The following is a 14,185-nucleotide window of genomic DNA, read 5'->3' on the forward strand; positions in this document are numbered from 1 at the left end:
GCGGATCAGCTCCTAGTTTCTGTCTGTATGAGCCCCAGGAACGCCTCGGCGACCGCCTCGGGATACTCCATCATCGCCACATGCCCCGCATCCGGAAGGGCCAGGAGCCGGGAATCGCGGAATGCCGCCGTTGCCTTGCGCGCCATGCGGAAGGACACCAGCTGGTCCCGCCCGCCGTACACCAGCAGCGTCGGCGCGAGCACCCGCTCCGCCTGCCGCCACAGTCCGTGCTGGCCACCGAGGGTGTACGCGTCGACGATGCCCCGCGCGGACCGGGTCATCGCGTCCCAGAAGTACGGCAGCCGAAGCCGCCGCTCCATCTCGTCGACGGCCGCCTGGAACCCCTCGGGCGTGACCCGCCCCGGATCCCCGTAACAGAGCCCCGTCACCCCGCGCGTGCGCTGCTCCGCCGTCCAGTCCCTGCTGAGCTTCGCGAACAGCCCGGCGACACCCGGCACCGCGAGCAGCGCCGTCGGCACCGCCGTCTTCTGCACCCGGAGCTCCGGCAGCGCCGGCGACACCAGCGTCAGGCTCCGCACCAGGTCGGGGCGTACGGCCGCAACACGCGTAGACACGGCTCCGCCCAGTGAATTCCCGAGGAGGTGGACCGGCCCGCGCCGGTGCGCGTCGAGGTAGCGGATCACGGCACGCGCGTGCCCGGTGACCGAGTAGTTGCCGTCGTCCGGCGGCGGGGAGTCGCCGAAGCCCGGAAGGTCGAGGGCCTCGCTGTCGACGACGCCGTCCAGGAGCGGCATCAGTGCGGACCAGTTCTGCGAGGAACCGCCGAGTCCGTGCACGTACAGCGCGGGCGGCAGTCCGGTGCGCACCGGGGGCCTGGACCGTACGGTCAGCGTCAGCCCCGGCAGGGAGACGGATCTCAGCTCCTCCCCCTCTGCGACTCTGACCGCGCTGACCAGCGGCAACGGCGCGGCAACGGCACTGGACCCGGCACTGGATCCCGTGCTGGATTCCGGCAGATCGGTCGAAGACATGGCGCCAATGTTACGAGACGATCACGCGGGGGTTCATGTGTTCGCGGTCACAGACCGCATGGCGTGCGCCCCCTCGTGCTCCTACGCTCGAAGGAGGGCATGCACGCGCACCTGACGACGCTCACGCCGGAAAGGCGGTTCCCATGCCGACTGTTGACCCGAGCGACCCGGACACCTTCGAGGAGGACTCCGGGACGGACGAGGCCGAGGACCTCCCCGACGAGACCCCGGAGGCCGATGCGGCCGAACAGCACACGGACGTGCGGCAGGAGCGGGACGACCCGCTGACCACCGTCGATCCCGACTCCGCGAACGAGGCGGACTCCGTCGAGCAGTCCCGTGTGGTGACCCTGGACGAGGACGACTACCGCTGAGAAGGACGCCTCGCGCCCGCTCACCGGAGGGCCGGTCCCCGCTCACCGGACGGTCGGCCTCCGCGCTCCGGGCAACCTTCTGCCGCGCCGATCACTCTTCACTCGGTGTCCGCTCCGTGAAATTCTGCGTCCGCACCGCGCACAGCCGGGTTACTCAAAAGTACGATGGCCGCTGCGGCGCACATCACACGGAACAGCCGTGCGGTGAGAGGTCCGTGAACATGAAAGACATGGGAGGCGGCGTGACAGCCACCGAGCAGACAGAGGCGGCACGCCCGCGGGGCACCCGCCTGCCACGCCGAGCCCGACGCAACCAGCTTCTGGGCGCCGCCCAGGAGGTCTTCGTCGCACAGGGTTACCACGCGGCCGCGATGGACGACATCGCCGAGCGCGCCGGAGTCAGCAAGCCGGTGCTCTACCAGCACTTCCCCGGCAAGCTCGACCTCTATCTGGCGCTCCTGGACCAGCACTGCGAGTCGCTGCTCCAGGCGGTGCGCACTGCCCTGGCCTCGACCAGCGACAACAAGCTGCGCGTCGCCGCCACCATGGACGCCTACTTCGCGTACGTACAGGACGAGGGCGGCGCGTTCCGTCTCGTCTTCGAGTCCGACCTGACGAACGAGCCCGCCGTGCGCGAGCGCGTGGACCGGGTCTCGCTGCAGTGCGCGGAGGCGATCAGCGAGGTCATCGCCGAGGACACCGGCCTGTCCAAGGACGAGTCGATGCTGCTGGCCGTGGGCCTGGGCGGCGTCTCTCAGGTGGTGGCCCGCTACTGGCTCTCCAGCGGCAGCACCATCCCCAGGGACCAGGCGGTGCACCTCCTCACCTCGCTGGCCTGGCGCGGTATCGCCGGATTCCCGCTGCACGGCACCGACCAGTAGTTGAGCGACTGCTCAACGCCGTGGAGCGACTGCTCAAAGCGGTGTGGAGCGACTGCTCAAACACCTCGTGTTCGCTCCCGGCGTTCTCCGAGGGAGCCGATCACGTCCCCTCCGCGGGCTAATGTGGCTGAACGTACGGCGCGGGGCGACCGCGCCGACCAGATCGTCGGAGGGACATAGCCGTGGAGGTCAAGATCGGCGTGCAGCACGCACCCCGGGAGATCGTTCTGGAGAGCGGACAGTCCGCCGAGGAGGTCGAGCGCGCCGTGGCCGACGCGCTGGCCGGCAAGGCACAGCTGCTCAGCCTGAACGACGACAAGGGCCGCAAGGTCCTCGTACCGGCGGACCGGATCGCCTACGTGGAGATCGGCGAGCCGGCCCAGCGTCGGGTGGGCTTCGGCAACCTCTAGTACGCGACAGCGCAGTAGCCGAACGGCCCGGCGGGTTCTCCCGCCGGGCCGTTCCGCTGCGCGCCACCGGGCCGTTCGACTGCGCGCCACCGGCCGTTCGCCTGCACGCGCCGGAGCGTTCGTACGACTGAACGACCAGGGAGGGTTGCATTCCGCACACCCCGGGTAAGACGGGCTACGACCCATTTGCCCACGTTGCAGTGCAGGAGGGAACCACGTTGATCTGGGAAGCTCTCGGCTCCGTCATCCTTGGCCTCACCCTCGCCCAGGCGGCCGCGCACCGGCTGCCCGAGCGCCTGCCGGCCCGTCCGCACGTCCTGACCACGGGGCTCCTCGGCGCCCTGTTCGGGGCCGGTCTGGCCCATGCGGCCATTGGCCCCGGCCATCTGCTGCTGACACTGCTCGGTGCGGCCGGAGTGGGCGCCGTGTCGCTCTCGCTGCTCCTGCGCCCCACCGGCCGCATGCGCCGCAGGTCGGCCGCGGCGTAGCGCTGTCCGCTGCGCCGCGGCCGGTGCGGGATCAGGCCGCCAGTCCCAGCGCGGCCATCCGCTTGGTGTGCGCCTCGGTGATACGGGAGAACATCCGGCCGACCTCCGCGAGGTCGAAGCCGTCCGCCACGCCGCCCACCAGCATCGTCGAGAGCGAGTCGCGCTCCGCGACCACGCGCTGCGCCTGCGACAGCGCCTCGCCCATCAGCCGCCGCGCCCACAGCGCGAGCCGGCCGCCGAGGCGCGGGTCGGCCTCGATCGCGGCACGCACCTTCTCGACGGCGAAGTTTCCGTGCCCCGTGTCGTCGAGAACGGCGAGCACGAGGGAGCGGGTGTCGGTGTCCAGCCGGGCGGCGACCTCGCGGTAGAAGTCACTGGCGATCGAGTCGCCGACGTACGCCTTGACCAGGCCCTCCAGCCAGTCGGACGGGGCGGTCAGGCGGTGGAAGTCGTCGAGGGCCTTCGCGAAGGGCTCCATCGCGGCGGTCGGCTCGGCGTCGATCGCGGAGAGCCGGCCGCTCAGCCGCTCGAAGTGGTGGAACTCGGCGGAGGCCATCTTCGCCAGTGCCGCCTTGTCGCCCAGCGTCGGCGCCAGCTTGGCGTCCTCGGCGAGCCGCTCGAAGGCCGCCAGCTCGCCGTACGCGAGGGCGCCGAGGAGGTCCACGACGGCAGCGCGGTAGGTGGGCTCGACGGATGCGGTGTCCCAGTTCTGGGCAGCGATTCCGGTGGGTGCGTCGGGGGTATCGGGAGGGGTGTCAGATGTCTCCATAACGCGCACAATAGCCCGCCCGGGGGACCCTGTAAGGGCCTGGTCAGCGACCACCCTCCGGTCCGCCGCCACCATCGGCGGCTCCACCGCCGCCCCACCATTCCTACGAATTCACCCAACACACATGCGCGAATCCGGGGTACAGTGGTAATGCGCCTGCTGAGCTTTCCCCGCGTACGCACTTATGTTCGCGCGCTCTTCAAGCAGGCCATCCGAATGAGGATGCCCGGTCGGTGGCCCGATCGGCTCCGACCCGACAGCCCTCCGTGCGGACGGTGCACACGCACCACCGCAGACGAGGGAACCCTCAGCGGCACGAGCGCTAGAGCAATGGCAGTGGTCCCGCGCCACCCGGTCCTCCCAAGGCCGGATGAAAACCCAGGCACGGTACGACCCCCGTTGTTCGCCTTGTGTCGCGTCTCACAGAAGAGGCAGCACCCTGACTACGTTCCGAGACCTCGGCATTCTTTCCGAGACGGCCGAAGCCCTTGAGGCGGTCGGCATCACGTCCCCCTTCCCCATCCAGGAGATGACGCTCCCCGTCGCGCTTTCGGGCAGCGACGTCATCGGCCAGGCCAAGACCGGTACGGGCAAGACCCTCGGTTTCGGCCTTCCGCTCCTTGAGCGCGTCACCGTTCCCGCCGACGTCGAGGCAGGCCGGGCCAAGCCCGAGAAGCTGACCGACGCCCCGCAGGCCCTCGTCGTCGTGCCGACCCGCGAGCTGTGCCAGCAGGTCACCAACGACCTGCTGACCGCCGGCAAGGCGCGCAACGTCCGGGTACTCGCGATCTACGGCGGCCGTGCGTACGAGCCGCAGGTCGAGGCCCTCAAGAAGGGCGTCGACATCATCGTCGGCACCCCGGGCCGGCTGCTCGACCTGGCCGGGCAGAAGAAGCTCGACCTGTCCCACATCCGCGCGCTCGTCCTCGACGAGGCCGACGAGATGCTGGACCTGGGCTTCCTGCCCGACGTCGAGCGGATCATGAACATGCTGCCGCCCAAGCGGCAGACCATGCTCTTCTCCGCGACGATGCCCGGCGCCGTCATCGGCCTGGCCCGTCGCTACATGACGCAGCCGACGCACATCAGCGCCACGTCGCCCGACGACGAGGGCGCCACCGTCAAGAACATCACGCAGCACGTCTTCCGCGCGCACAACATGGACAAGCCGGAGCTGGTCTCCCGCATCCTCCAGGCCGACGGCCGCGGACTCGCGATGATCTTCTGCCGTACGAAGCGCACCGCCGCCGACATCGCCGAGCAGCTGGAGAAGCGCGGCTTCGCGTCCGGCGCCGTGCACGGCGACCTCGGCCAGGGCGCCCGCGAGCAGGCGCTGCGCGCCTTCCGCAACGGCAAGGTCGACGTCCTGGTCTGCACCGACGTCGCCGCCCGCGGCATCGACGTCGAAGGCGTCACGCACGTCATCAACTACCAGACCCCCGAGGACGAGAAGACCTACCTGCACCGGGTGGGCCGCACCGGCCGCGCGGGCAACAAGGGCATCGCCGTCACCCTCGTCGACTGGGACGACATCCCGCGCTGGAAGCTCATCAACAAGGCGCTGGACCTCCCCTTCGACGAGCCGGAGGAGACGTACTCCACGTCCCCCCACCTCTACGAGATCCTCTGCATCCCGGCCGGTACGAAGGGCATACTGCCCCGGGCCGACCGCACCCGCGCGGGTCTTCGCGCGGAAGAGGTCGAGGACCTGGGCGAGACGGGCGGCCGCGGCCGCAAGTCCGCGCCCGCGGCAGCTGCCGCCGTGGTGGAGGAGCGCCCGGAGCGTACGCGCACCCCGCGCCAGCGGCGCCGTACGCGCAACGGCTCGGACCTGGGTGACACCACGGTCGAGACCGTGACGCCGACCACCGAGGCACGTGTCGTCGAGGCACCTGTCGCGGAGGCTCCCGCCTCCGACGTTCCTTCCTCCGACGGTACGGAGCCGCGCACGCCGCGTCGCCGCCGCCGGACGCGGCCCACGGTGCAGTCCGCCGGCGCGACCGCGGTGGTCGAGGCACCCGAGGCACCTGTGACTGCTGTGGCGCCTGTGGCACCTGCCGCTGCAGAGGAGGCCCCGGCGGCCACCAAGCCGCGTACCCGCACCCGGGCGACGAAGGCTGCCGTGGTCACCGAGACCGCTGCGACCTCCGAGGTCACCGAGACTCCGGCGCCCGCCAAGAAGGCCACCCGGACCCGGACGCGGACCGCGGAGGCCACCGAGGCTTCCACTCCCGCGCGGGCGACCCGGGCCCGCGCCCCCCGCGCCAAGACGCCCTCCCCGGTCGTCGACGCGTCCGCCGAGGTCTTCGAGGCTCCGGTACGTCCGCGCCTGAAGCGTCCGGTACGGGCCAGGATCTCGGCCGAGCCCGAGGTCGACTTCCAGATGGCCCCGATGCCGGAGCCGGAGCCGTCGATGCAGCAGCGTCGCCGTCCTGCCGCGCGCACGTCGAAGCCGAAGATGGAGAAGGCGGCTCCGGCTGCCGAGTCCTCGGCAGCCGGCGAGGGATCGAAGCCGCGCCGGCGTCGCACGGTCCGCAAGCCGAGCTGATCCGCTGCACTGCTTGACCTTGACCCGATGGCCCCGCTTCCGAAGAGGAAGCGGGGCCATCGGCATGCGGGCGGCGGCTTGGGCGCGTGCGGTCGGGCAGGGGCGTGCTCCGCGTGGGGGCCGCCCCCTTGCCCACCCTTCCCCAAGCTCTCGGCTTCGCTCGAGCAGGGGAGACCCCACTGCCCCCGGGGGGCGGCCCCGCTACCCAAGGAGGCTAGGGGGATGAGGGGCAGTCTTTTAGGGGCGCGGGGAACTGCGCGACCAGCCACGACGCACCCGCACATAATCCCCACCGCCCCGCGCACCGCCCCGCGCAGCGGACCACCCCCCGCCGGTAGCCTCATCGCATGAGCAGGCCGTCGACCTTCACCCCGCCCCCCGGCGTCCGCGCCGTCCCCCTCCGTACCGACCGCGGCACCTTCGCCGCGCTCGAAGCGGAGCCCGCCGGGCCGCCCCGTGGCACCGCCCTCCTCCTGCCCGGATTCACCGGCAGCAAGGAGGACTTCATCGAGATGCTGGTGCCACTCGCCCGTGCCGGCTACCGCGCCGTCGCCGTGGACGGCCGCGGGCAGTACGAGTCCGAGGGGTCGACAGACAGTCAGCTCCCGTACGCACAGGCCGAGTTGGCGCGCGACGTCCTCGCGCAGGCCGCCGCTCTCGCCGCCACGCCCGTCCACCTCCTCGGCCACTCCCTCGGCGGCCAGATCTCCCGTGCGGCGGTCCTCCTCGACCCCGCCGCCTTCTGCTCGCTGACCCTCATGTCGTCGGGCCCCGCCGAAGTGGACCCCTCCCAGCAGGAGAAGATCGCTCTCCTGACGCAGGCCTTCGCCGTCATGCCGATGGGCGACGTCTGGGACGCGATGCAGGCCATGGAGACGCCCGTACCGGAGGAGACCGCCACCAAGGCGAGCGATGCGGAGCTGGAAGCGGCTCTGCGGCACCGCTGGCTGCTGCACAGCCCCGCGCAGCTCGCCGCGACCGGCCACCAGCTCACCACCGAGCCCGACCGCACTGCCGAACTGCGGGAAGCCGGGCTCCCCCTGCACGTCGTGTCGGGGACCGTCGACGACACCTGGCCCGTACCCCTCGTCGACGACATGGCGGCACGCCTCGGCGCCCACCGCACCGTGATCAAGGACGCGGGCCACTCCCCCAACACCGACCGCCCGGACGACACCGCCCAGGCACTGGTCGACTTCTGGGACCGGGTCCCCGGCGCCTAGGGCCTGTCCCTAGTACTGCGACTGAAGGTGCTGCCAGAAGCCGTCCCGCAGCGACCGCCGCAGGTCGGAGTGGCCGCGCAGCGACCGCTGGAGCATCCGCTCGGCCTCGACCAGCAGCTCCTGGTCGACCGGGCCCGGCAGGTAGGGCCGCCCCGGCAGGAGTTCGCCGAGCTCCTGCCGGCCCCGCTCGGACAGCCACTTCGCGGCGATCTGCGCTCCCAGGAAACGGACGTCCTCGCGCTTCGGCGTCGGGCCGTTCTCCTGTTCGTACGTGGTGACCGGGCGGCGCGTGACGTACGGCTTGCAGAAGTCGAGGTCGAAAGTGCGCTGGCTGTCGACCTCCCAGAGCAGCGGTTCGGCCTGGTTGCGGCCGTCGCCCGCCTCGATGCCCCACAGGTGGACGCGCGCCCCGTATCCCTGGGCCGCCTCGACCGCCGAGACCAGGTCCTCGTCGCCGCCGACGAGCGCCGCGTCGCTGATGGCACGGTGCCGGGCGAGTGACTCCAGGTCCGTACGGATCAGGGAGTCGACGCCCTTCTGCTGGTTGTTGGCGTTGAGGTTGCCGAGGCGGACCTTGACGTCCGGGAGTTCGGCGATGGACTGCTGCTCGGTGGTGTGGATGCGGCGCCTGGCACCGTCGTACCAGTACACCCGGAGCAGCCGGCTGTCCGCGAAGATGATCCGCGCCTTGTCGATGAACGCCTCGATCAGGCCCTCCGCGTCCAGGTCGAAGGAGCGCCGGTCCTCGGTACCGGTGACCAGCAGGCCCGCCGCCGCGTACACATAGCCCGCGTCCACGAAGATCGCGTGGGTGGAGGGGGTCTTGGCGACCTCCGCGAGCATGCGGGTGAGGAGCTCGTTGGTGCGGTCCAGGCGGGCGGAGAGCCTGGAGAGGTCAGGGGGGCCCGAAGGCTGTGCGTCGTCCATACGCTGCCCATTCTCCGGCGCACCACGGGCCCCGCACAAGCGGTGCTCCACCGATGGCTAGTTAGCCTCACGAAAATTTTCTTTAGTGTAGGGAATCTTTTCGCGATGAGGCTCGTTGTACCCCTATGGAACGCACGGGCCCACCGGCCCCACGTGCACCCCACACATTCACAGCAGTTCTCCAGCAGGAGGATCAGACGAAGGGAGAAGCGCATGCGCTTCGAAATCATGCGACTGGACGATGTTGACGGCAGCGCCGTGGACAGCACCGTCGTGGACGCCGCCTCCGTCAACCGGATCGTGCAGCAGGCCGCCTCCATCGGCCAGCGCATCTACATCCGCCCGGCCGACACCACGGCCTCGTAACACGTACGCAGTAGCAGGCACGACGTGACAGGCATGACGTAACACGTACGACGTATCGAGATGATTCGAGAAAGCGCCCCCGTGCAGTAGCTGCACGGGGGCGCTTTCCGTAGCCGGACGTACCCGGGTCAGCTGCCCTGGACGACCTGCGTGACGCCGTTGATGATCTGCTGCACCGCGAGCGCGGAGAGCATCATGCCCGCGAGGCGCGTCACCAGCACCACGCCGCCCTCCTTGATCACCCGGATGATCACCAGCGAGAAGCGCATCGCCAGCCACAGCACCAGGTGCATGGCGATGATCGCCGCCCAGACGGAGATCTGACCGGTGACGGTGTTCTGGTGCTGCACGGCCAGGATGACCGAGACGATCGCGCCGGGCCCGGCGAGCAGCGGCATGCCCAGCGGTACGAGGGCGATGTTGACGTCCTTGGTCTGGGTCGGCTCCTCGTTCTTGCCGGTGAGCAGGTCGAGCGCGATGAGCAGCAGGAGCAGCCCGCCCGCGATCATCAGCGCGGGGATGGAGATGTGCAGATAGTCGAGGATCTGCTGGCCGATGATGCCGAAGACAGTGATCACGCCGAAGGCGACGGCCACCGCCTGCCAGGCCATCCGGCGCTGCACCTTGGCGGGCCGGCCCGAGGTCAGACCGAGGAAGATCGGGGTGATCCCAGGGGGGTCCATAATCACGAAAAGCGTGAGAAAGAGGGATCCGAAGACGGCGAAGTCGAGCACAGTGAGGCCTTGCGGGAGAGAGCCGTGCCGACGGGCGCGCGGGGGCGCACGGGCACAGCTCGGTGCGGAACGTGAGGGATTTTGTGTGCGTACGGCACCGGAGAGCCCGGCACCGTCAGGCGCGCCAGTGAACCTTCGGACAGGTCCTACGCGCGCGGGCGTCCACCCGCACCGGGCACCGGGAAGGCGCCGGTCGCACGGCGGGTGATCTCGCCGTAGACGTCGGGGTGGGTGGTGTAGTCGCCGAGCCGGACGGTCTTGCGGCTGCCGTGGTAGTCGCTGGAGCCGGTGACGAGGAGGTCGTGCTCGGCGGCGAAGGCACGCAGCCGGGCACGGTCGTCCTCGTCGTGGTCCATGTGGTCGACCTCGATGCCGTCGAGACCGGCGGCCGCCAGCTCGGCTATCGAGCTCAGCGGCACGGTGTCGCCGCGCTTGGCGGCGCCGGGGTGCGCGAAGACGGTGACGCCGCCGGCCGCCTTGACCAGGCGGATCGCGGTGAAGGGGTCCAGCTCGTGCTTGTCGACGTACGCCCGGCCGTCGTTGGCCAGCCACTCGGAGGTGAAGGCGGCGGAGACGTCCTCGACGACGCCCAGTTCGACGAGGGCCTCGGCGATGTGCGGGCGGCCGATGGACGCGTCGCCCGCGATGGCGGCGACCCTGGCCCACTCGACCGGCACGCCGAGCTCCTGGAGCTTGACCACCATGCCCTGCGCGCGCGGCACCCGGTCGTCGCGAACGAGCTCGCGCTCGCGGGCGAACTCGCTCTCCTCGGGGTCGAAGAGGTACGCCAGCATGTGCATGCCCGTGCCGTCGAGACGGCAGGACAGCTCGGCGCCGGTGACGAGGGTCAGGCCTTCGGGGAGTGCGGCGACGGCTTCGGCGTGGCCGCGCACCGAGTCGTGGTCGGTGAGGGCGACGACGTCGAGTCCTGCGGCGCGGGCGTTGCGCACCAGCTCGGCGGGGGTGTCCGTGCCGTCGGATGCCGTGGAGTGGGTGTGCAGGTCGATGCGCACGACGCGTACTCCAGGGGCAGGACGGACAGAGGGGACGTTCAAGGGTAACTGGGATTCGAACATGCCCAGGTCGGGCATGTCCGCGGCAGGTCGGGCAGGTCCGCAGCAGGTCGGGCATGCCTGCAGCAGGTCGGGCGTGCCCGCGGCAGCAAGAGCGCCGTCGGCTCCCCGTCTCAGGCCAGAATGCGCGGCGACAGCGCCCCGCAGGGCAGCAGTTCCACTTCGGCACCGGCGTCCCGCAGGTCGGTCAGGACGAGTTCGTCGTACATCATCAGCCCGGACTGCTCGGGCCAGACGATCGCCCAGAGCCAGATCCCGCGCGCCTCTCCCGCGAAGACCGCGCGGTCCGTCGGCGTACCGGAGACGTGCCACATCGGGGTGGGGCGGCCGGCCGCGAGGACCTTGGTCTGCGGGGGCTTCTCCATGGCGATGTGCGCACCGGGGTCGGGGCCGTCGATGCCCGCGTACCGCGCACCGAGTCCGACCCCCAGCTCCTCGGCCACCAGCAGGAGTTCACCGAATCCGCCGAGCGGTCCCGGGCCCGAGCAGGCGACGGCGGTGGCGCGGCCGCCGGTGCGGTCGTCACCCGCGTACGCGATCCCGCTGAACAGCCAGCCGACCGGCAGCGGCCACGGCATCCAGACGGGGACGTGCGCGCGGTTCACCGCGACGGCGAGGGCTTCGGCACTGGGTGGCAGCACCGGCTGCAGCGGGTGCACCGACCCGTGTGCGGGGCAGTTCCAGGTGTCGGCGAACAGGCCGGGCGCCCTGACCCGGCCTCCGCACTTCGGGCAACTGGGTTCGCCCCTCATAGCGCCCAACAGTCCTCCCCGGTCGGCGCCGCGTCAAGGACGATCACCCGTCCGGCGCGCGCCGCTTTCCGACGCTCCTTGCACTCTCCCCAGCCTCCCACCGGCCAAAACTAGATGTAGCTTGCATTCATTAGAGACTCTAACTTATTGTTTGTATATCGCAACGATCTAGCGGAGAGCGAGAGAAGCCATGCAGCACAGTGCGGGCAGGGCAGCGGATCCCTTCAACGAGGGCGCGGACGAAGGCGAAGGCAAGGGCGAAGGCGAGGGCGAAGGCGCGATCAGCCTCCTGCGCCAGCCCAAGGCGGTCTGGGCGACGGCCGGGGCGTCCGTCGTCGCCTTCATGGGCATCGGGCTCGTCGACCCGATCCTGCCGTCCATAGCCAAGGGCCTGAGCGCCACCCCGAGCCAGGTCTCGCTCCTGTTCACCTCGTACTTCCTGATCACCGCCGTCGCGATGCTGGTCACCGGCTTCGTCTCCAGCCGCATCGGCGGCAAGAAGACGCTGCTGCTCGGGCTCGCGCTGGTCGTGGTCTTCGCCGCGCTGTCCGGCACGTCCGGATCGGTCGGCGAGCTGGTCGGCTTCCGGGCCGGCTGGGGGCTCGGCAACGCGCTGTTCGTCTCGACGGCGCTCGCCGTGATCGTCGGAGCTGCGGCCGGCGGCAGTGCCGCGGCGATCCTGCTGTACGAGTCGGCGCTCGGCCTCGGCATGGCGTGCGGCCCGCTGCTCGGCGCGGCACTCGGCAACGCGAGCTGGCGCTACCCGTTCTTCGGCACCGCGGCGCTGATGGCCATCGGCTTCCTCTGCATCACCACGTTCCTCAAGGAACAGCCAAGGCCCGCGCGGAAGACCTCGCTCCTCGCCCCGATCAAGGCACTCGGCCACGGCGGCCTCGCCTCCGTCGCCGCCTCGGCCTTCTTCTACAACTACGCGTTCTTCACGATCCTGGCCTTCACCCCGTTCGTACTGAACATGACGCCGTACAGGTCGGGCGCGGTCTTCTTCGCCTGGGGCCTGCTCCTCGCGGTCTTCTCGGTGCTGGTGGCTCCGCGGATGCAGCAGCGCTTCGGCTCGCTGAAGGTGCTCGGCGGCTCGCTGGTGCTGCTCGCCGCCGACCTGATCGTCCTGGGTTACGGCAACCACACCACCGCCGTCGTCGCCACGATCGTCTCCGGCGCCTTCATCGGCGTGAACAACACCGTCTACACGGAGCTGGCGCTCGGCGTCTCGGACGCTCCCCGGCCGGTGGCCAGCGCGGGCTACAACTTCGTCCGATGGTTCGCCGCGGCCGCCGCCCCCTTCCTCGCCCCGAAGATCGAGGAGTGGAGCAACATCCACATCCCGTTCGTGGTCGCGGCGGTCACGGCGGTGCTCGGCGCGGTGGTCGTACTGGTCCGCCGGGGCGCCCTCACCCACGAGGCCGAGGAACTCCGGCCGGTGCACGCAACGGAGGACGGCGTGACGGTCTTCGCCAACACCTGACCGCGGTACGCGCTCCCGGCACGCACTCCCCGTATGCGCCCCGCCCGGGGATCGAATTCCAGTCCGTTTCCCGGGCGGGTTGCCGCGGTTGTGGACGGGGAAATCAGTCCAGCGGTACGCCCGCGCGCAGCGGGTCGCGCAGGTCCGTCCCGTGCGAGAGCCAGCGCTCCTGGAGCTCCTGGGCGCCCTTCACCCGCTTCCACGCGGCCTCGTTCGCGGTCATCGGGAGCAGCGGCAGGAAGCGCACCGGGTCCATCGGGGCGTCCAGCTCCAGGTCCTCGACGAGCCCTCCTGCCTCCGCCACCAGTACGGAGCTGAAGGCCGCGCCCGGCCACAGCGGCTCGCCCACCTCCAGCGAGGCGCCCGGCGCCACGACCAGCCCCTCCACCTGCGGGGACGCCGCCAGCACCGCGAGCGGGCGGAGCACCTTGTCGGTGTCCGCGAGGCCGGCCCGTACGGAAAGGACCAGCTCGGCGCGCGGGCCCTGGACCGGGTCGGCGAGGGCCGCGGTGGGGTCGGTCATCGGGGCCGCGGACATGCCGAGGGTGGCGTAGCGGACGATGTCGCCGTCCAGGAACCGCAGGATTTCGATCCGGTCCGTACCGAGGAACGTGACGGCGGCGCGCGCGTCCGGTTCACCCAGAGTCGTCCGCAGTCGGGCTTCTACCAGCGCAAGTACATCTCCCATGGTCCGCGAGCATAGGCGGCGTATGGAACGGGCAAAGGCGCGCCTCGGCGGGGCTTGACACCGGGGCCGACTGGTAGCCTGGGCCGCTGGTCGGGGCGATCCGCGATAACGCTTCAGCGTTACTTTTCGAGCCCCGATGACACGTCGTCCCTCATGGGGGACCGGCCGGAGGAGGTGGGGCTGCGGTGGATCGAAGTCGACCCGGTAGTACCAACCGCTCTTCCGTACCACCTCTGCCCCACGCGGTCTGAGGCTTCGTACCCGGCCCTCCCAGCGCCGAAACACCTCGGCTCCCAGGGCATTTCGCACGATGGGCACGACGGAAGAGCACTTCACCCTTACCTGATTTGCCTGATCCGTGTCTGAGCGAACGCCGTCACCGCGTCCTCGCGGTGCCGCCCGCTTTGCCGACGTGCACGCCTGAGCCACCACGCCGTGGCGCCGCACGTCTCCATTCCGGGCAGTGCCACGCGCCCC

The 14,185-nt window shown here is 70.6% G+C and carries 15 protein-coding genes; 8 read left to right on the plus strand and 7 right to left on the minus strand.

What is annotated here, in order from left to right:
* Nucleotides 1-5 precede the first annotated feature (5 nt).
* Nucleotides 6-992 (minus strand): alpha/beta hydrolase, encoded by a 987-nt coding sequence (locus tag AB0D18_RS17760; RefSeq protein ID WP_362418634.1) that lies wholly within the window; start codon nt 990-992, stop codon nt 6-8.
* A gap of 143 nt (nt 993-1,135) precedes the next feature.
* Here AB0D18_RS17760 and AB0D18_RS17765 point away from each other — a divergent pair, with 143 nt between their 5' ends.
* From AB0D18_RS17765 to AB0D18_RS17780, 4 genes are all read left to right on the plus strand, one after another.
* Nucleotides 1,136-1,366: a hypothetical protein gene (locus AB0D18_RS17765; RefSeq protein WP_362418637.1), complete on the plus strand. Its 231-nt coding sequence runs from the start codon at nt 1,136-1,138 to the stop codon at nt 1,364-1,366.
* Between the two features lie 242 nt (nt 1,367-1,608).
* Nucleotides 1,609-2,247, plus strand: a complete 639-nt coding sequence (locus tag AB0D18_RS17770) for a TetR/AcrR family transcriptional regulator (protein ID WP_362418640.1) — start codon at nt 1,609-1,611, stop codon at nt 2,245-2,247.
* Between the two features lie 182 nt (nt 2,248-2,429).
* On the plus strand, nt 2,430-2,657 hold the full coding sequence (locus AB0D18_RS17775) for a DUF3107 domain-containing protein (protein WP_362418643.1): 228 nt from the start codon (nt 2,430-2,432) through the stop codon (nt 2,655-2,657).
* A 218-nt stretch (nt 2,658-2,875) separates the two neighbouring features.
* Complete coding sequence (locus AB0D18_RS17780) at nt 2,876-3,145, plus strand: hypothetical protein (RefSeq protein WP_362418646.1); 270 nt, start codon at nt 2,876-2,878, stop codon at nt 3,143-3,145.
* Nucleotides 3,146-3,176: 31 nt separating this feature from the next.
* Here AB0D18_RS17780 and AB0D18_RS17785 read toward each other — a convergent pair whose 3' ends face one another.
* Entirely contained in the window at nt 3,177-3,914 is a 738-nt protein-coding gene (locus AB0D18_RS17785; protein ID WP_362418649.1) for a ferritin-like fold-containing protein, read from the minus strand.
* A 370-nt stretch (nt 3,915-4,284) separates the two neighbouring features.
* Here AB0D18_RS17785 and AB0D18_RS17790 point away from each other — a divergent pair, with 370 nt between their 5' ends.
* Nucleotides 4,285-6,462, plus strand: a complete 2,178-nt coding sequence (locus AB0D18_RS17790) for a DEAD/DEAH box helicase (RefSeq protein ID WP_362418652.1) — start codon at nt 4,285-4,287, stop codon at nt 6,460-6,462.
* Between the two features lie 347 nt (nt 6,463-6,809).
* Nucleotides 6,810-7,685, plus strand: a complete 876-nt coding sequence (locus AB0D18_RS17795) for an alpha/beta hydrolase (RefSeq protein WP_362418654.1) — start codon at nt 6,810-6,812, stop codon at nt 7,683-7,685.
* Between the two features lie 9 nt (nt 7,686-7,694).
* Here the strand turns inward: AB0D18_RS17795 and AB0D18_RS17800 are convergent, their stop codons facing one another.
* A complete protein-coding gene (locus tag AB0D18_RS17800) occupies nt 7,695-8,612 on the minus strand; it encodes an NYN domain-containing protein (RefSeq protein WP_362418657.1) in 918 nt (305 codons plus the stop codon).
* 213 nt (nt 8,613-8,825) lie between these two features.
* Between AB0D18_RS17800 and AB0D18_RS17805 the strand changes: the two genes are divergently transcribed.
* Complete coding sequence (locus AB0D18_RS17805; protein WP_362418660.1) at nt 8,826-8,978, plus strand: hypothetical protein; 153 nt, start codon at nt 8,826-8,828, stop codon at nt 8,976-8,978.
* 128 nt (nt 8,979-9,106) lie between these two features.
* Here AB0D18_RS17805 and AB0D18_RS17810 read toward each other — a convergent pair whose 3' ends face one another.
* The 3 genes from AB0D18_RS17810 to AB0D18_RS17820 form a co-directional block, all read right to left on the minus strand.
* On the minus strand, nt 9,107-9,712 hold the full coding sequence (locus AB0D18_RS17810; protein ID WP_362418663.1) for a MarC family protein: 606 nt from the start codon (nt 9,710-9,712) through the stop codon (nt 9,107-9,109).
* 146 nt (nt 9,713-9,858) lie between these two features.
* Complete coding sequence (locus AB0D18_RS17815; RefSeq protein WP_362418666.1) at nt 9,859-10,725, minus strand: PHP domain-containing protein; 867 nt, start codon at nt 10,723-10,725, stop codon at nt 9,859-9,861.
* A 173-nt stretch (nt 10,726-10,898) separates the two neighbouring features.
* Complete coding sequence (locus tag AB0D18_RS17820; protein WP_362418669.1) at nt 10,899-11,537, minus strand: DUF6758 family protein; 639 nt, start codon at nt 11,535-11,537, stop codon at nt 10,899-10,901.
* 190 nt (nt 11,538-11,727) lie between these two features.
* Between AB0D18_RS17820 and AB0D18_RS17825 the strand changes: the two genes are divergently transcribed.
* The gene (locus tag AB0D18_RS17825; protein ID WP_362418672.1) at nt 11,728-13,020 is read left to right on the plus strand and encodes an MFS transporter; all 1,293 of its coding nucleotides are present in this window, start codon (nt 11,728-11,730) and stop codon (nt 13,018-13,020) included.
* Between the two features lie 103 nt (nt 13,021-13,123).
* On the opposite strand, the gene AB0D18_RS17830 is transcribed toward AB0D18_RS17825, so the two are convergent.
* Nucleotides 13,124-13,708: a suppressor of fused domain protein gene (locus AB0D18_RS17830; RefSeq protein ID WP_362418675.1), complete on the minus strand. Its 585-nt coding sequence runs from the start codon at nt 13,706-13,708 to the stop codon at nt 13,124-13,126.
* Nucleotides 13,709-14,185 lie beyond the last annotated feature (477 nt).

The organism is Streptomyces sp. NPDC048442, from assembly GCF_040651475.1.
Lineage (GTDB): Bacteria > Actinomycetota > Actinomycetes > Streptomycetales > Streptomycetaceae > Streptomyces.

Excerpts from the sequence above, each read along its gene's own strand:
- AB0D18_RS17760 (WP_362418634.1), bottom strand. The coding sequence starts at position 992 with ATGTCTTCGACCGATCTGCCGGAATCCAGCACGGGATCCAGTGCCGGG.
- AB0D18_RS17765 (WP_362418637.1), top strand. The coding sequence starts at position 1,136 with ATGCCGACTGTTGACCCGAGCGACCCGGACACCTTCGAGGAGGACTCC.
- AB0D18_RS17785 (WP_362418649.1), bottom strand. The coding sequence starts at position 3,914 with ATGGAGACATCTGACACCCCTCCCGATACCCCCGACGCACCCACCGGA.
- AB0D18_RS17790 (WP_362418652.1), top strand. The coding sequence starts at position 4,285 with ATGAAAACCCAGGCACGGTACGACCCCCGTTGTTCGCCTTGTGTCGCG.
- AB0D18_RS17795 (WP_362418654.1), top strand. The coding sequence starts at position 6,810 with ATGAGCAGGCCGTCGACCTTCACCCCGCCCCCCGGCGTCCGCGCCGTC.
- AB0D18_RS17800 (WP_362418657.1), bottom strand. The coding sequence starts at position 8,612 with ATGGACGACGCACAGCCTTCGGGCCCCCCTGACCTCTCCAGGCTCTCC.
- AB0D18_RS17805 (WP_362418660.1), top strand. The coding sequence starts at position 8,826 with ATGCGCTTCGAAATCATGCGACTGGACGATGTTGACGGCAGCGCCGTG.
- AB0D18_RS17820 (WP_362418669.1), bottom strand. The coding sequence starts at position 11,537 with ATGAGGGGCGAACCCAGTTGCCCGAAGTGCGGAGGCCGGGTCAGGGCG.
- AB0D18_RS17825 (WP_362418672.1), top strand. The coding sequence starts at position 11,728 with ATGCAGCACAGTGCGGGCAGGGCAGCGGATCCCTTCAACGAGGGCGCG.
- AB0D18_RS17830 (WP_362418675.1), bottom strand. The coding sequence starts at position 13,708 with ATGGGAGATGTACTTGCGCTGGTAGAAGCCCGACTGCGGACGACTCTG.